General features: G+C 62.5%; 12 protein-coding genes and 1 pseudogene. 6 read left to right on the top strand and 7 right to left on the bottom strand.

Annotated features, from left to right (window positions below):
* Positions 1-143, top strand: a pseudogene (locus VFB05_RS02620) (polysaccharide export protein); the annotation flags it as partial.
* A 462-nt stretch (positions 144-605) separates the two neighbouring features.
* Here VFB05_RS02620 and VFB05_RS02615 read toward each other — a convergent pair.
* The 5 genes from VFB05_RS02615 to VFB05_RS02595 all read right to left on the bottom strand — a co-directional run bounded on the left by VFB05_RS02615 (position 606) and on the right by VFB05_RS02595 (position 9,378).
* Positions 606-3,485: an autotransporter outer membrane beta-barrel domain-containing protein gene (locus tag VFB05_RS02615; protein WP_325008470.1), complete on the bottom strand. Its 2,880-nt coding sequence runs from the start codon at positions 3,483-3,485 to the stop codon at positions 606-608.
* Between the two features lie 605 nt (positions 3,486-4,090).
* Positions 4,091-4,267 (bottom strand): hypothetical protein, encoded by a 177-nt coding sequence (locus VFB05_RS02610; protein ID WP_325008468.1) that lies wholly within the window; start codon positions 4,265-4,267, stop codon positions 4,091-4,093.
* 150 nt (positions 4,268-4,417) lie between these two features.
* Entirely contained in the window at positions 4,418-7,132 is a 2,715-nt protein-coding gene (locus VFB05_RS02605) for an autotransporter outer membrane beta-barrel domain-containing protein (protein ID WP_325008466.1), read from the bottom strand.
* 257 nt (positions 7,133-7,389) lie between these two features.
* Positions 7,390-8,373, bottom strand: a complete 984-nt coding sequence (locus tag VFB05_RS02600) for an AraC family transcriptional regulator (protein ID WP_325008464.1) — start codon at positions 8,371-8,373, stop codon at positions 7,390-7,392.
* Positions 8,374-8,706: 333 nt separating this feature from the next.
* Positions 8,707-9,378 (bottom strand): dienelactone hydrolase family protein, encoded by a 672-nt coding sequence (locus tag VFB05_RS02595; RefSeq protein WP_325008462.1) that lies wholly within the window; start codon positions 9,376-9,378, stop codon positions 8,707-8,709.
* 348 nt (positions 9,379-9,726) lie between these two features.
* Between VFB05_RS02595 and VFB05_RS02590 the strand changes: the two genes are divergently transcribed.
* The 3 genes from VFB05_RS02590 (at position 9,727) to VFB05_RS02580 (ending at position 13,783) form a co-directional block, all read left to right on the top strand.
* Positions 9,727-10,218, top strand: a complete 492-nt coding sequence (locus VFB05_RS02590; protein ID WP_325008461.1) for a (2Fe-2S)-binding protein — start codon at positions 9,727-9,729, stop codon at positions 10,216-10,218.
* On the top strand, positions 10,215-12,506 hold the full coding sequence (locus tag VFB05_RS02585) for a xanthine dehydrogenase family protein molybdopterin-binding subunit (protein ID WP_325008459.1): 2,292 nt from the start codon (positions 10,215-10,217) through the stop codon (positions 12,504-12,506). The genes VFB05_RS02590 and VFB05_RS02585 overlap by 4 nt, the downstream gene beginning before the upstream one ends.
* Before the next feature lie 191 nt (positions 12,507-12,697).
* Positions 12,698-13,783 carry an HD-GYP domain-containing protein gene (locus VFB05_RS02580; RefSeq protein ID WP_325008457.1) on the top strand — a complete coding sequence of 362 codons (1,086 nt, stop codon included), beginning with the start codon at positions 12,698-12,700 and terminating at the stop codon, positions 13,781-13,783.
* A gap of 124 nt (positions 13,784-13,907) precedes the next feature.
* Here the strand turns inward: VFB05_RS02580 and VFB05_RS02575 are convergent, their stop codons facing one another.
* Positions 13,908-14,117, bottom strand: coding sequence for a hypothetical protein (locus tag VFB05_RS02575; RefSeq protein WP_325008455.1), 210 nt, complete (start codon positions 14,115-14,117; stop codon positions 13,908-13,910).
* A gap of 19 nt (positions 14,118-14,136) precedes the next feature.
* Here VFB05_RS02575 and VFB05_RS02570 point away from each other — a divergent pair, with 19 nt between their 5' ends.
* Complete coding sequence (locus VFB05_RS02570) at positions 14,137-15,261, top strand: MFS transporter (RefSeq protein ID WP_325008453.1); 1,125 nt, start codon at positions 14,137-14,139, stop codon at positions 15,259-15,261.
* Positions 15,262-15,783: 522 nt separating this feature from the next.
* On the top strand, positions 15,784-15,996 hold the full coding sequence (locus VFB05_RS32095) for a DUF3551 domain-containing protein (protein WP_414643136.1): 213 nt from the start codon (positions 15,784-15,786) through the stop codon (positions 15,994-15,996).
* Positions 15,997-16,068: 72 nt separating this feature from the next.
* Here the strand turns inward: VFB05_RS32095 and VFB05_RS02565 are convergent, their stop codons facing one another.
* Positions 16,069-16,479, bottom strand: coding sequence for a VOC family protein (locus tag VFB05_RS02565; protein ID WP_325008474.1), 411 nt, complete (start codon positions 16,477-16,479; stop codon positions 16,069-16,071).
* Between the last annotated feature and the right edge of the window lie 52 nt (positions 16,480-16,531).

Here is a 16,531-nt window from a genome sequence, read left to right as displayed (position 1 = left end):
CGGTCGCGATCGCCGGCGGCTTTTCGCCGCGCGCCAGGCGCGACAGCGTCACGCTGACCCATAATGCCGGCCGCACCGTGGTGCCGCTCGGCACGCCGATCAGTCCCGGCGACACCGTCCTCGTCGGCGAACGCTGGTTCTGAACATCCCATCGACGTCATCCGCGAGCGCGGCCGCCTCAGCATTTTGCGACCACTTCGGCGACAGGATTTTGGGCTCGCGCTGAGAAGCGCTGGGGTGAGGGGGATCGCCACGAGGAGATGAAATCGCGACGCGTCCCCCTCACCCGGCGCTGAGCCTGTCATCGCACGCATTTGCGCGACCGCTGGCGCCGACCTCTCCCCGCATGGGACTAGGTGCGGGGAGAGATGAAACAAGATCGCGATGCGAGGCGAAGGACTGCGCGTCAGAACGATTTGACGCGTCGTCCGGGTTAGAGCGATCTCCCGGTCCGTCCATGTCACGAGGAAAGTTGACATCGCGGATCCGGCGCGAAAGCGCAGATGCGATGACGAAGCTGGTGACCGCCGAGATGGCGATCCAGACCGCAAGGATGATCTTGAGAACTAACAGCATGAGATATCTACGCGATCTGGTAGTTCGTCTCAGAATGCGACGCGCATACCGCCCTTGGCGGTGACGAGACGGCTCTCGTCCGACATCATCGTGCCTTCGACCGAGCCGAACAGCGCGACATTGGGACGGATCTGATGATCGAAGCCGACGCCGGCGACGCCGCCGACTGCGCTCGATTTGCCGGGCGTCAGGAATGACAGGCTCTGGCCGATCAGCACGGCATTGACCGCGGCATCGCCCGCGCGCTGCCAGGCGATCACGCCGCCATGGAAGAACAGCTTGAATGGCTGCTCGGCGCCGAAGAAATTCGCCATCTTGGAAAACTCGACCTCGCCGCGCTCCTCGAAATCCTGCAAGGTGCGGCTGCCGATCGAGAGCGTCTGCGCCGAGCCTGCTTCATTGAAGCCGTCGAACATGCCGGCAACGTAGCGCGCCCGCACGATCGGCGTCACCATGGTGCCGCTGCCGAGATTGACGTGGTAGCCGTAGGCGATCTCGGGGCTTACGAACCAGCCGTTGTAGCTGGCGGTGGCGTGATCCAGCCCGCCGGAGACGTTGTTCTGTACGAGCCGGCTGGAATGGTTGTTCATGCCGCCGACCTGAAGCGTGGTGTCGACGAACTGCTGGCCCCATTCGAAGCGGCTATAGGCGCCGCCAGAGACGTAATCGGTATCGATCTTCTGCGAAGACAGCGAGACGTTCAGCGTGCCGTTGCCGCCGCCCAAGAACACGCCGACCAGCCAGTTCGGCGCAATGCGGCGATCGACGCCGATCGCACCACCGAACGCGCTGGACGATGAATCGAGCGTGGTGTCGGTGCCGTTCTGGCTGCGCACCGCACCGAACATGCTGGACCAGACGTTGATCTTCGGGCTCCAGGTTGCCGCCGGCGCCTTGGAGAACATCTCGGCGTGGGCATCTTCCGGCGCGTAGCTCGCCGACTGAATGTTGCCCGAGCCACTCAACCGACCCTGCACCATCGACGACATGCCGCCGGTAAAGTCCATCAGCGCGCGATCCTGCTGCGACAATGCGGTCGGATCGAGCGCGGCGGTGACGCCGTTCGCCGTGACGGTCGGCTGGCCGTAGCCGCTGAAATTACCGCCAGTGATATTGACGATAACATTCTCGGCGTTCACGAATTGCTGCTTCAACGCATCGACCACGACGCTGGTCGCGCGCGACAAGGTCGAGACTCCCTTCGGCACCTGCGGCGCGGTGGAGTCGACATTGACGACGTCATGGCCGTCCTGGAAATCAACCTGGCCGACGATCGTTGAGCCCTTCTTGACGTTGAGCGTATCGCCGTCGCCGGAAAGCTGGATCGCCGTTCCGCTCGCGCCGGCCGTGCTCTTGACCGTTCCGAAATTGGTGATGGTGATGACGCCATTTTCGGATTTGATCGCAGTCGCACCCGAGATCGTGCCGGCATTGGCGATTGTCAAATTGTTCGCTGAGCTATCAACGCCGACGATCGCACCCGAAATCTGCCCCCCGGCCAGGTTGGCAATGCTGCTGCTACCCCCGTTCAAAGAAATGCCGACGCTCGTTCCAGTAACGGACCCTGCGTTCGTCAGGGTAAGGTTTCCCTGCGACAAGATACCCACCGATCCCTGAATGACACCCGTGCTGGTGTTGGTGATCGTGGCCTGGCCGCCTCCGTTCGCTCCAATCCCGAAGTTCCCGCCCTGGATGGCGCCGGCGTTGTTCACGACCATGTTGGTTGCAGCGATGCCTACGGCTAGCCCGTCGATGGTCCCGGTGCTGAGGTTCGTGACATTCGCGGTGGCCGCAAGTATCCCGCTGGCGGTCGTCGATTTGATGGTACCGGCGTTGTTGACCGTCGCCGTGCCGGTGGCCTCGATGGCGTAGCTGCCGGCTTGAATGGTGCCCGTGTTGGAATTGACGTTGATCGTTTGCCCGTTGATGGCGATGCCATTCGCTGTGACCGCGCCGGCATTGTCGAGCGTGATGGTGTTTCCCAGCGTCGTCGCGGAGCTGCCGATGGCGACGTCTTCCCCCCCAATGACGCCGTGGCCATTCGTGATCGTTGCTGAGCTGGCGGCGTCGATGGCGAACGTCCCGCCTGAGATGACGCCCGTGTTGCCGGTGACCGTGACGACATCGGCCTGGATGCCAGCGCCGGTGATAGCCGAAATTCTCCCGGTGTTGCCGGTGACATCGACGCTTTCGACGGCCGCAATGCCGACTGACACGGCGCTGATTTGGCCAGTATTGCTTTTGATGGTGACGTCGCCCGCACCGATGGCGATGCTGTTACTGTTAAGCGAGGGCGACCGGATCGTCCCGTCATTGGCCAGGATGTTGACGGTACCAATCGATGAGATCGCTACGGCGGAGGCATTAAAGGCCAGATTGGCGCCGGTCGCCTCGATGAGACCACCGCTCTGGTTGGTCAAGGTGATGTCGGGAGTGTTGGCCGCACTTTGAGTGCCGTTGATCCCGATGGCGCCGCCGGAAATGTGTCCGGCATTCGTCAGCGTCACGCCGCCAAGGTCGACCGTCTGGAGCCCGATCGAGTTGGCGCCGGTACCGCCCGTGACTGATCCGCCTGCGCCGATGGTGACGGTGCCTGAGCCCATATTGAGGCCAATGTTATCTCCGGTGATCGAGGCCCCTGATTGGATGTTGTAGGTGTTGCCGTTGTCGAAGCCGGTGCCGAAACCCCTGCCGGCACTGCTTGCGTTCGTGGTCGCGCCGGAGCAGGTGATGGTCGCGTTGCTGATCCCGTTGGGATTCGCGGGTCCGCCACCCGGCAGGGTGCAGCCGTTCGAGCCTGCCTGCGCCGGGTTGACCATCGCAAGCGGTGCCAACAACGCGGGCACGAGAAAACGCACTGACAGCAGCACCGAACGTGTTGCGATGAAACCGCTGACTTTCAAACTCATGTCATTCCCCAATCCAAACGGCGGCGCTGATGCGCGCATCGCTTTGCCCTCTCGACATCCGACCGCGCGGATTCACTCGCCCCCTCCGCTCGGAGGACGCGGCGCGCGACCCAGATTCGACGGTGCGGAAACTAGGGAGAACGGCGACCTGGCGCTTGGACGAGGACGACGTCTGTATGGACAGAAACGACCTGGCTGCCCTTCGTGATCAGATGATGCAATTTGGCGACAGGATTTTTCGTCGGCTTTGAAGGTGGCAATGCCTTCATGTCATCATGACCGGCCATAGCCGTTCGAAGAACGGCGTCGCTTCCGCTCGCCTATGCGCGGGCATCCACGACTTTCTTATGACCGGGGGCGCCAAAGACGTGGATGGCCGGGACAAGCCCGGCCATGACGACCGTGGATATTGACTGCCTTGCGGTCGTTGCCCGCGACGCGCAAAAGCCCGCGCTGGGAAGATTGGGGTGAGGGGGATCACCACGAGGAGCTGGAATCGCGGAGACTCCCCTCACCCGGCGCTTGCCATCGAGTGCGCATTCGCATGACCCGCTGGCGCGCCGACCTCTTCCCGCAGCCGCACGCGGGGAGAGGTGAAACAAAGATCACTCGCCCATTCTCTCCGGCGGTGTAGCGTCCGGGCTATAGCGATCTGCCGGTCCGTCCATTTCCGGAGGAAAGTTGACCTCGCGGATCCGGCGCGAAAGCGCTGGTGCGACGGCGAAGCTGGAGACCACAGAGACGGCGGTCCAGGCTGCAAGGATCTTGAGAACGATCAGCATGACATATCCACCGGGGCGTCATTGCAAGGAGCGAAGCGACGAAGCAATCCGGTTCTTCTTCAGTTCAAGGTCTGGATTGCTTCGCCGAGCCTGTCGTCGGGCGCGCGACCCGCTGGCTCGCAATGACGGTGTGGGGGATCATCATTTCTCTCAGAACGCGACGCGCAGGCCGCCCTTGGCGGTGACGAGGCGGCTCTCGTCCGACATGAAGGTCCCTTCAACCGAGCCGAACAGCGCGATGTTGGGGCGGATCTGATGATCGAAGCCGACGCCGGCGACGCCGCCGACCGCGTTCGATTTGCCGGGCGTGACGAACGACAGGCTCTGGCCGATCAAGACCGCATTGACCGTGGCATCACCCGCGCGCTGCCAGGCGATCACGCCGCCATGGAAGAACAGCTTGAACGGCTGCTCGGCGCCGAAGAAATTCGCCATCTTCGAGAACTCGACCTCGCCCCGCTCCTCGAAATCCTGCAGCGTGCGGCTGCCGATCGAGAGCGTCTGCACCGAGCCTGCTTCGTTGAAGCCGTCGAACATGCCGGCGACGTAGCGCGCGCGAACAATCGGCGTCACCATGGCGGCGTTGCCGAGATTGATATGGTAGCCGTAGGCGATCTCGGGGCTGACGAACCAGCCGTTGTAGCTGGCGGTGGCGTGATCGAGCCCGCCGGAGACGTTGTTCTGCACCAGGCGGCTGGAATGGTTGTTCATGCCGCCGACCTGGAGCGTCGTATCGACGAACTGCTGGCCCCATTCGAAGCGGCTGTAGACGCCGCCGGAGACGTAGTCCGTATCGATCTTCTGCGAGGCGAGCGAGACGTTCAGTGTGCCGTTGCCGCCGCCCAAGAACACGCCGACCAGCCAGTTCGGCGCAATGCGGCGATCGACTCCGATGGCGCCGCCGAACGCGCTTGAAGACGAATCCAGCGTCGTATCCGTACCGCCCTGACTGCGCACCGCACCGAACATGCTCGACCAGACATTGACCTTCGGGCTCCAGGTTGCCGCCGGCGACTTGGAGAACATCTCGGCGTGGGCGTCTTCCAGGGCATAGCTCGCCGACTGCACGTTGCCTGAGCCACTCAGGCGGCCTTGCACCATCGACGACATGCCGCCGGTAAAATCCATCAGCGCGCGGTCCTGCTGCGACAATGCGGTGGGATCGAGCGCGGCGGTGACGCCGTTGACGGTGACGGTCGGCTGACCGGAACCGGTCGCACTGCCGATGATGTTGACGACGACATTCTCGGCGTTCACGAACTGCTGCTTGAGCGCGTCGACCACGGCGCTGGTCGCGCGCGACAGTGTCGAGACACCCTTGGGCGCCTGTGGCGCGGTCGAGTCCACGTTGACGACGTCGTGACCGTCGCCGAAATCAACCTGGCCGACAATCTGCGAGCCCTTCTTGACGTTGAGCGTGTCGCCATCGCCGGAAAGTTGAATCGCCATGCCGGTCGCGCCGGCCGTGCTCTTGATCGTGCCGGAGTTGGTGATGACGATGGGACCAGAGGACTCGACGCCGACATTACCCGAAATGGTGCCGGCGTTCACGATCGTCCCACCGTTAATGTTGATGCCGAACGCCCCGCCGATGATACGGCCGCCCACGTTGTTGGTAATGTTGCCAGTGCCGCTGTCGGAACCAACCGCAAAGTTGCCCGAGATCGTCCCGGTATTGCTCAGGATCGTGACGTTCGTACCCGCATTAATGCCGTTGCCGGTTCCCGAGATATTTCCACTATTTCCGGTGATGACGACGGTGTCGCCATCGATAGCAGCACTTCTATTACCGCTCGCGGAGATGGTGCCGGCGTTCGCGATGGTCGCGACGCCGAGCGCCCTGATGGCGTTTGTCGCACCGTTGATCTGGCCGGTCGCTCCATTGTTGATGTTGGCGTCGCCGCCCGAGAAAATCGCGGTGTCGCCGATGATGTTGCCGGTGTTACTGCTGATGACGACGCCGTTGTTGCCCAAAATGGCCTTGCTGCCGGCGATCGGCGCGCCGGTCGTCGCATCCACCGTCGAGATCGTACCCGCGTTCGCAACGGTCGCGACGCCGTCGGCCGTGATGGCGTTCGTCGCACCGTTGATCTGGCCAGTCGCTCCGTTGTTGATGTTAGCGTCGCCGTTGGAAAAAATTGCAGTGTCGGCCGAAATGGTCCCGGTATTGCTCGAGATGGTGAGCGAGCCGCCGCCCAAAATTGCCTTTCCACTCAGGTTACCGCTGGCATCGGTCACTGATATCTTGCCGGTATTGGCGGTGATCGTGACGGTATCTGTGCCCTCGACGGCGATCGCGCCAGTGGAGGCCGAAAGTGTACCGTCGTTAGCCAGGACATTAACAGTCCGACCGATGACTGCTCCGCCGGCGCCACTAATGCTTGCCCCGCTCGCGTTGGTCAAAGTGAGCGTGTTCTGGCCGATGTCAACGCCGCGAAACCCACCCGAAATCGATCCGGAATTCGTCAACGTTAACGCGCCGTTGCCGGTAATTCCGTCGGTGGACGTCCCCGTGATCGACCCCTTCGCGGCGACGTTGACCGTGCCTTGACCGAGCTGAAGACCAACGAAGTCTCCGCTGACCGAGGCCTGCGACTGGATGTTGTAGGTATTGCCGGTGTCGTTGGTGGTGCCGAAACCAACATTGTTATTGGCGTTGCTGGTCGTGCCGGTGCAGGTGATGGTGATGTTGGTGCTGGGGTTGCCGCCGTTGGGACTGGCCGGGCCGCCGCCCGGCGCGGTGCAATTGTTGGCGGCCAGCGCCGGATTGAAGGCGGCAAGCGGCGCCAGCAAAACCGGCACCAGAAACCGCACCGACAGCAACACCGAGCGCGTTGCCGCAAAACCCCTGACATTCCCAGTCATCTCATTCCCCAGCCATTCGGCCCCGCGAGCCCACCCGCATCCTCCATGCTGGAGGACACGAGGGCGCGCTGGACCCGGATTCGATGGGCGAAGACTTACGGAGCGGGAGATGCGAAAGCTTGGACCAGAACGACGGCCACTTGGCCGGAAACGACGAGACGCGCTTTGTGATCGACTGATGCAGTTCGGCGACAGCATTATGATCGCGACATATGCGAACGGCTATAACGTCCGCGCATTCGAATGCTGCCGAACCATCACGTCGCAGCACCGCCTGTATTGCCGTTTCGGACATCGCTCGGCGTCACGCCGTAGAACCGGCGGAAACACCGGTTGAAATAGGAGAGATCGCCGAAACCGGCATCATAAGCGATCGCGCTGACTGACCGTCCCGCAAATTGCGGCTTGCACAGCATGCGATGGGCGCGCGTGAGGCGCTGGCAGAGCAGGAAGGAGGAAAAGGTCGTACCCTCGTTTTCGAATAGCCGCTGCAGATGGCGCGGCGTCACGCCGAGATGAGCCGCGACCGATCCGATCGAGAGATCCTGGCGAGAGGAGTTGTTGACGACATAGGTCTTTGCCGCCTGCAACAGCGCCGCCTTCACGCCGCGGTCCTTCGCGATTTCCGCAACGTCGCGCGGCCCTTCAAGCGTCAACGCCAGCAGATCGTGAATATGAGGTGCGACGATTTGCCGTGAGGACAAGTCCGACAGCGCCTTCTCGTCCATCACCGCGGCTGCGTAGGTCTTGAGGAACTGCAGCGCCCCCGACTCGCACGGGATCAGCCGCATAGCGGCGTCATCGACGTTGACGACCAGCGGCGCCAAAACCGCGCGAGGAACACGCAATGAGAATGAATCTCCCTTGCAGATGCGCTCAAACGTCGTGACGTCCTGGCTGCTCGTGACCACACCATCGCCGGGCTGCAACAGCACCTCGCGGCCCCGCGAGGTCACCGCAATGGAGTTGGTTCGGCTGACGACCAGCGCAAAATGATCGTCGCCATCGGCGATCTGCGCGCGGGTCCGCGTAATGCGGGCCGGCGACAGCGTGCCAGAAAGAAGGTGCAGGTCGGGCAGGATATGGGATTCGATGCGGGCCTCGAACGGCACGTCTTTCGTGATTTCGATTTCAGCCTTGAGTACGGTGCGCCCATAGTGCTCGCGCAGCATCGCAAGCCGCTCGTTGTCCGGGAACTCTTCGGTCGAAAACTGCAGCGCCGAAAAACCAAACCCGTTCACAAGGCGGTTTCCCGTAATTGATTGAATGGCTCCGGTGTCACAATGGTTGAGTAACTATGCCGGCGACGATCAGGCTTGGACCAAGGCGACCTCTCCTTGGTCTAAAGCGACACGCCGTTCATATGTTCGCGTCATTGAGGCTGAGGCCGCGCATGCGACCGTCATCCCACGCGACCTCGTCCTCGGCGGGAAGATGTGGTTTTGAGTCGTCCGTCATGCGCGGGCTTGACCCGCGCATCCATCAAGAATGATCTTCTTCTGAACGATGGATTGCCGGGCATAGGCGTGCGGAAGCGACGCCGTTCTTCGAACGGCTATGCCCGGCAATGACAGTCAGCGCAAATGCTTCGCGAAGAATTCCAGGCCGCGCGGCCAGGCGATGTCGGCGCTTGCCTTGTCGTAGCTTCCCCGTTCGTCGCAGTTAAAGCCGTGCTGCGCACCCTCGTAGACATGGATCTCGACCTCGGGTCGCTTGGCGCGAATGGTCTCGACGTCGCTCAAGGGAATGCCGGCGTCCTTTGCGCCGAAATGCAGTTGCGTCGGCACCGTCGGTTTGTCGTCGGCAAAGCGAACGATCGCCCCACCATAATAGCCGATTGCCGCTTTCAGGCCTGAGAGCTTTGTCGCCGCGCCATAGGCGACGCTGCCGCCAAGACAGAAGCCGATGATACCCACGGGACCGACGTCCTTGACGGCATCGATCGCCGCCTGGGTGTCGCGCAGCATCGCCGCCCAATCCGGACTAGCGATGAATTTGCGCGCCTGCGCGACCTCATCCGGCGAATACCCGCATTGGAAGTTCGGCTCGCTGCGGTCGAAGATCGACGGGGCGACCGCGACATAGCCCTCGCGGGCGAGACGGTCGCATATCGAACGAATATGGTGATTGACGCCGAAAATCTCCTGAATCACGACCACCGCCGCTTTCGCCGGTGTCGCCGGATCGGCGCGATAGCCGCCCAGTTGAAAATGATCCGAGGCGGTCAATTTGATGTCGTGTCCCACGATCTACCTGTCCTTTATCACCTGAAGCCCGGCCCAATCTATGCGAAGGCATTGGGCCGCGCAAAACCACCTGTCCATCGGCACGCGATGCCGACATCGCCTTGCGGCTCCCACTTTGATCCGCCTCGCCGGGTTCTCTTTGCCCGAATATTCCGGCTTGTAAAATTATGACAAGCATACTGCCGCAACGCACAACCAAGGTTTGACGACCCCGAGCGGATTTTCGTTGCCTCACGGGAGGATCGCTAGCATTCTCTGTTCCCGGCGCCGGCCCGGTGGGCGCCGTCTCAACAAGAAAAAAATGAGTTCCGCCGTAAGCGGTTTCATACACCGGCAGGGAAAGAAGCCATGCCTAATCTCAACATCAATGGGCGGAATATGTCCGTCGAGGCGGCGAATGATACGCCGCTGCTTTGGGTCATCCGCGAGCAATTGCAGATGACCGGGACCAAGTTCGGATGCGGTGCCGGACTTTGCGGTGCCTGCACCGTTCACATCAACGGCGAGGCCGTACGCTCCTGCCAGACAGCGGTGAGCGATGCGGTCGGCAAGAAGATCACCACCATCGAAGGTCTGTCCGCCAAGGGCGATCATCCCTTGCAGAAGGCATGGATCGCCGAGCAGGTGCCGCAATGCGGCTACTGCCAGTCCGGCCAGATCATGCAGGCAGCCTCGCTGCTCGCGAAGAATTCCAACCCCACCAAGGAAGAAGTCGTCGCGCACATGGACGGCAATCTCTGCCGCTGCATGACCTATTCGCGCATCCAGAAGGCAATCATGCGCGCAGCTGCCGACATGCGCACCGCCTCCAGCACCGGAACCGAGCGGAGGGCCACATGAATTCGCACGTGAAAGTCACCCAAAGTGAGCCGGCTGATCTCAGCCGCCGCTCCTTCCTCGTCGGCTCCGCCGCCGCAGGCCTCGCGCTCGGCTATTCCGCCGTTCCCGGCATGCTCGGTGCGGATCAGGCTTTCGCCGCCGCCAGCAATTTCGATCCCAGCGTGTGGTACTCGATCGCACCCGATGGCATCGTTACCGTCACCAGCGGCAAGGCCGATATGGGCCAGCACATCGCCTCCACCATGGCGCAGATCGTCTGCGAAGAACTCGGCGCCAGCTGGAAGGATATGCGGGTTCAGCTCGCCTCCAACGATCCGAAGTACAACGACCCCGTGCTAGGGGCGCAGGTGACCGGCGGCAGCTGGAGCACCATGATGAACTTCGATGCGATGAGCCGCGCGGGCGCCGCGGGGCGTATCGCTCTGACGGAAGCCGCCGCGGCCATGCTGGGCGCACCGGCCGACAAGCTGGTCGTACGAAACTCGACGATCACGGATCCGAAGTCGAAGAAGTCGGTGTCATTCGCCGAAATCGTCAAGAGCGGCAAGGCCACCAAGACCTTCAGCGCCGACGATCTCAAGGCGATCAAGCTGAAGACCCCCGACCAGTACACCATGGTCGGCGTCTCGGTGCCGCAGCTCGACATCCCCATGAAGACCAACGGTACGGCCAAGTACGGCATCGACGTCATGCTGCCGGGCATGGTCTACGGCAAGGTGGTCACCCCGCCGGTGCGCTACGGCGCCACGGTGAAATCGGTCGACGACAGCGCCGCGAAGAAGGTGCCGGGCTTCATCCAGGCCGTCACCCTCGACGACAAGACCACAACGACGACCGGATGGGTGGTCGCGGTCGCCAAAGACTATGCCGCAGCGACCAAGGCGGCGGCGGCTCTCAAGATCACCTACGACAATGGTCCGAATGCCAAGCTGTCGAGCGAATCGATCGTGGCTGAAGCCAAGCGGCTTCAGGGCCTCGACGATTCCGGCTTCTTCTTCGTCAAGGATGGCGATACGGCCGCTGCCTTTGGTACGGCGGCCAAGGTGCTGGAGGCGGAATACACCACCAGCATCAACATCCATGCGCCGATGGAGCCGATGACGGCGGCGGCCGAGCAGAAGGGCGACATCTGGCACGTCTACACCGGCAACCAGTTCGCGACGCGCTCCGGCGCCATCGCGGCCGGCGCCGCCGGGGTCGATCCGAAGTTCGTTGTGATGCATCAGCAGTGGCTCGGCGGCGGCTTCGGCCGGCGTCTCGAGGGCGACATGCTGGTGCCGGCCGTGCAGGCGTCGAAAGCCGTCGGCAAGCCGGTCAAGATCATCTACACGCGTGAACACGACATGCAGATGGATTTCACGCGGCCGCTCACCTACCAGAAAGTGAAAGCTGGTCTGGACGGCGACGGCAAGCTGATCGCGATGAACCACGACGTGGTCGCGGCCTGGCCGACAAAACGTTGGGGCATTCCCGCCTTCCTGTCGCCTTCGGTCGACAAGAAGGGCGCGCTTGACGCGTTCACGGTGAACGGCGCGGACTTCTTCTATTCCGTGCCCAATCACAATGTCCGCGCCATCCTCAACGAGATGGCCCAGACCGCTACGCCCTCTGGCCAGCTGCGGTCGGTCGCTCCGGGATGGACCTTCTGGGCGGTCGAAAGCATGATCGACGAACTCGCCAATGCCGCGGGCAAGGATCCGGCACAATTCCGGATCGCCCTGCTCGATGGCAAGGGCGCCAACAATGGCGGCGCGCAGCGGCTGCGCAACACGCTACTGACGGCGATGGGCCTGTCCGGCTACGGCAGCACCACATTGCCGAAGGGCGAAGGTATCGGCTTGGCTTGCGTCTCCTCGCAGGAACGCGCAACGGCAAGCTGGACCTCCTGCGCGGCCCATGTTGCGGTCGCGCCCAGCGGCGAGGTCAAGGTGAAGAAGCTCACCATCGTGACCGACGTTGGCACGCAAGTGCATCCCGACAACGTGCGTGCCCAGGCTGAGGGCGCGGCGCTGTGGGGTCTGTCGATGGCGCTCTACGAAAAGGCGACGCTGAAGGACGGCGGTCTGGAACAGACCAACTTCGACAGCTACACGCCGATGCGGATGAGCCAGGCACCGGAAGTCGCCGTGCACGTCATCGCCAATGGCGATCACGCCACGGGCGTCGGCGAACCGGCGGTGACGGTGGTTGCGCCTGCGGTTGGCAACGCGATCTTCAACGCTTGCGGCGCCCGCGTGCGCTCGCTGCCGATCACCGCAGCCGCGGTCAAGGCGGGGATGAAGGCGTAAGGCCTTCTAATCGCGAAGACAGTAAAAGCCGCCGGAGAGTATCCCTCCGGCGTCTTTTTTGTTGCCGGACGGGCGATACTTCAAATTTTAGCTTCCAGAAAAGGCGCCCATTCATGATTTCTCTTAAGCCTCGGGGAATGTGTTCTCGGTTAGGTTGCGGGTAATCAAACGCCCCGATCGAGGAAGGGTCCATGTCAGCCGAAGCCCCGACGCGCCAACTGCTGCTCGCGTCCGATAATCAAGACCAAAGCCGCGAGCTGGAACGCATTCTTCAATCGGTCAGCGAGGTTCACTCCATTTCGACGGCGGACCTTCCCGACGCGCCGGCCGATCAGATCTCCGGCATCGTGGTCGATATCAATCTGCGTTCTGCCGAAAGCGTGCAGCGCGTCCGCAACAAGCTGCGGCATGAATCCTACCGCTCGATGCCGCGCCTGTTCGTTCTGTCGGATGCGCTTCACCACGGCACGATGCAGGCCTGGGCGCTTGGCGCCACCGATACGATCGCGCGCCCGTTCGACGCGGCCGGCATCCTGCAACGCATCCGCGCCGCCTTCCCCGACAGCCAGGGTTTTGACGCGACCGAACGCGGCAAGACGTTGAACCGCGGGGTCGAGGCTGCCCATGACGTGATGATCAAGATCTTCCACAAATTGCCCGCCGGCGAGCCCTTGCGTTTCAGCGACGTCGTGCAGGCCGAGAACAAGATCCTGAAGGCCATCAAGCATTCCTCCTTGAGGGAATGGCTGACGACCGTCGGCTGCCATCATGCCGACAGCTTCCGTCACTGCCTGTTCGTGACCGGCTTTGCGGTGGCCTTCGCGCAGCATCTGGGCATGCGCGAGGACGACCAGCGGCGCCTCGTGCGCGCGGCGCTGCTGCATGACGTCGGCAAGGCGTTCATCCCGACGGCAATCCTCGACAAGCCGGGCCTGCTCGACGAAACCGAGACCAACGAAATCCGCAAGCACCCGCGTCTCGGCTACGACGCGCTGGCGGCGCAGGGCGGCTACCCGCCTGAGATGCTGGACGTCGTGCTGCATCACCACGAATTTCTCGACGGCACCGGCTATCCCGAGGGCCTCAGCGCCAATGAGATCAGCGACATCGTGCGGCTGACGACGATCGTCGACATCTATGCCGCGCTGATCGAGCAGCGTCCTTATCGCGTGCCCTTCACCCATGCCAAGGCGTTCGCGACCATGGAAAAGATGGAAGGCAAGCTCGACGTGCACCTGTTGCAAGCCTTCCGGCCGGTGACGTTCGGCGCGTACTAAGGCGCTCTAGCACCTAGACGTCATTTGCGAGCGAAGCGAAGCAATCCAGTTTCAGAAAAAAGCTCTGGATTGCTTCGTCGCTATCGCTCCTCGCAATGACGGCGAAGCAGTTCGGATCAATCGGTCATATATCGGCGCCAAATGCCCCAGCGCTAATTGCGCATTGCAGCAAGAAGAGCTGCCCCTCGTCGGTGTGGGTGGTGAAACCTCGAGCGATCTGTGACAACGGATCGCAGAGGCCGAGTTTCTGCTCACCCATGCTGCAATCTCCCGTTTCCATCGAGACCAAATCTTCCTGGGCCGTTGCGTCGGCAGCGTTGTTCGTGTTGGCCATGTCCTTTGGCGCGGCCTGGATGACGACCGTTGCGCTGAAGGACATCGCGGCCGAAGTCGGCGGGTCGCGGTCCGTTCCGGCGCTCGCGACGGCACTGGCTTGGTTCGGCTCGGGCTTTGGCGGCATTCTGATGTCGCAGATCGCGAGCCGTGTCGGGACGCGCGCGACCGTAATCACCGGCTCGGTGATGATCGCGCTTGGCCTCGTCATTTCGACGTTCGGAGCGCCGTGGCCGCTGTGGGTCGGCCACGGCCTGTTCATCGGCCTCGTTGGAATTGGCGGCATCAATGCCCCCTTATACGTCTATGTCAGCCGCTGGTTCGACCGACGGCGCGGCTCGGCCTTGGCGCTGATCTCGAGCGGCAGTTATCTCGCCGGCGCGTTCTGGCCCCCGATCTTCGAACGCGCGGTCGCCAGTTTTGGCTGGCGGCAATCGATGCTGTGGTACGCGCTGGCCGAGATGCTCGTCATCGTTCCAGTTGCCGCGATCTACTTCCGCAGGCCGCCCGAATCTCCGCATCCGCTGACGTCGGCAACCGGCGCGCAGAGATCGCGCGTCCTTGGTTGGCCGCCCAATCTGGTGTTTGCGATGATGTGCTGCGCCGCCGTGCTGTGCTGCATGCCAATGGCGATGCCGCAGGGACATCTGGTCGCGTTCTGCAGCGACCTCGGCATCAGCCGCTCCGTCGGCGCGCTGATGCTGTCGGTGCTGCTCGGCACCGCCTTCATGAGCCGGCAGGTCTGGGGCGCGATCTCCGACCGGATCGGCGGTCTCAAGACCGTCCTGATCGGATCGACGTGGCAGGTCGCATCGATGACGGCCTTCCTGCTCACCCAGAACGAGGTCGGCCTTTTCACGGTCACCGCGATCTTCGGTCTCGGCTTTTCCGGGATCATCCCGGCCTATGTGCTGGCGGCGCGCGAACTGTTTCCGCCGTCGGAAGCGTCCTGGAGAATCCCGTTACTGCTCTTGTTCACCGCAGGCGGCATGGGCGCCGGGAGCTGGGTCGCGGGCCTGCTCTACGATCGTTTCGGCTATTACGCGCCGGCGTTCACGGCCGGCATCGGCCTCAACCTGCTTAATCTACTTGTCGTCGGCGTCCTGGTCGGGCGGCAACTGCGCTGGCGGCCGACGGCTGCATGAGGGCGCCGCCAGACTTGGACCCTTAGCGCACCACCGGGCGTTGAATGGCGTCAAGAGGCCGCGGCCGGGAGCGGTTTTCGAGCCGCGATTGAACAGCAGGAACGGGCCATGAGATTTTTCCCGCTTGTTTTCGTCCTTCTCGGTTTGTCTTTTCTGGTGATCGAGCCCGCATCTGCGGCGATCAAGTTCAAGCGCTTCCCGCCCTGCGCCGAGGGAACGGTGACCGTCAAAACCTGCGAATGTCACGCAGGTACTTCAGGCCGCTATCATTTTTGCCATGCCGGAAATTCGTGCGATACCGGCACCGGCAAGTGTCACAAATAGCCCAGGACGATCGCCGGGGTACGCGCGAATAGCTGCTGACGAGACCCGTAGCAAGATTAGACCAAAAGGCCCGGAAATTTAGCAACCTTCGAACGGCGAACGCGTTCTGCAGTCTCGTGGTGAGAGTGGAACCGCAAAAGCCCGAGAGAAAAAACGGGAGCGGGCAGTCTTGGAGCAGGGGGCGAAACGGAGGGTGATATGTTGCGTCCAAAGCTGGTGCTTGCCTTGTTGCTTCTCTCGATTGGCTTTGTTCTTTGTCCTCAAGGCTCTGCCAATGCCGCCAAGTATTGCATGCAGCTAAGAGGAGCGACGGCTGCGGGAGAACCTGACTGCTCGTTTTCGACGATGGATGCCTGCCGCGCGCGTGTCAGGCATCGTGGCGGTGGGCACTGCTACAGACTGCACCACTAGACGTTACAAGTATCAGGCATAGACAAGCGGCTGCGCGTCGCACAGCCGCTCGCGTTGACGTTGACCGGCGCTCTAGCTCTCGTAGGATGAAATCTCGATCAGGCTGCCGTCGGGATCGCGGCAATAGACCGAGCGCAGCGGGCCGCGGGCACCCTGCTTGGTGACCGGGCCCTCTTCGATCGCGACGCCGCACGCCTTCAGATGCGCCACCACCTCGTCCGGCGCGCTTGACGTGAGAAAGCATAGATCATCGCTGCCGGGCATTTCGTGATCGGCGGTGAACCACTCGACCTTGTCGGCACCGCGCGGCCGCACGTTGATCTTTTGCCGGCCGAACGCCAGCGACGTCCTGACCGGCTTGCCATGACCGGGATCGAACACCTTCACTTCCATGCCGAGGACCTTCCGGTACCAGTCGACCGAACGCGCCACGTCGGCGACATTGATCACGATATGATCGAGCGCATTGACCTTCATCGGCAGTCCTTTCGTCGCATTCGCCGGTCACGGCGCAGAGCTAGCCGCGCCAGATTTT

This window comes from Bradyrhizobium sp. (assembly GCF_035652035.1).
Lineage (GTDB): Bacteria > Pseudomonadota > Alphaproteobacteria > Rhizobiales > Xanthobacteraceae > Bradyrhizobium.
The sequence above is the reverse complement of the archived record's forward strand: the minus strand, read 5'-3'. Positions and strand labels throughout refer to the sequence as shown.

Excerpts from the sequence above, each read along its gene's own strand:
- VFB05_RS02615 (WP_325008470.1), bottom strand. The coding sequence starts at position 3,485 with ATGAGTTTGAAAGTCAGCGGTTTCATCGCAACACGTTCGGTGCTGCTG.
- VFB05_RS02610 (WP_325008468.1), bottom strand. The coding sequence starts at position 4,267 with ATGCTGATCGTTCTCAAGATCCTTGCAGCCTGGACCGCCGTCTCTGTG.
- VFB05_RS02605 (WP_325008466.1), bottom strand. The coding sequence starts at position 7,132 with ATGACTGGGAATGTCAGGGGTTTTGCGGCAACGCGCTCGGTGTTGCTG.
- VFB05_RS02590 (WP_325008461.1), top strand. The coding sequence starts at position 9,727 with ATGCCTAATCTCAACATCAATGGGCGGAATATGTCCGTCGAGGCGGCG.
- VFB05_RS02585 (WP_325008459.1), top strand. The coding sequence starts at position 10,215 with ATGAATTCGCACGTGAAAGTCACCCAAAGTGAGCCGGCTGATCTCAGC.
- VFB05_RS02580 (WP_325008457.1), top strand. The coding sequence starts at position 12,698 with ATGTCAGCCGAAGCCCCGACGCGCCAACTGCTGCTCGCGTCCGATAAT.
- VFB05_RS02575 (WP_325008455.1), bottom strand. The coding sequence starts at position 14,117 with ATGGCCAACACGAACAACGCTGCCGACGCAACGGCCCAGGAAGATTTG.
- VFB05_RS02570 (WP_325008453.1), top strand. The coding sequence starts at position 14,137 with ATGACGACCGTTGCGCTGAAGGACATCGCGGCCGAAGTCGGCGGGTCG.
- VFB05_RS32095 (WP_414643136.1), top strand. The coding sequence starts at position 15,784 with ATGTTGCGTCCAAAGCTGGTGCTTGCCTTGTTGCTTCTCTCGATTGGC.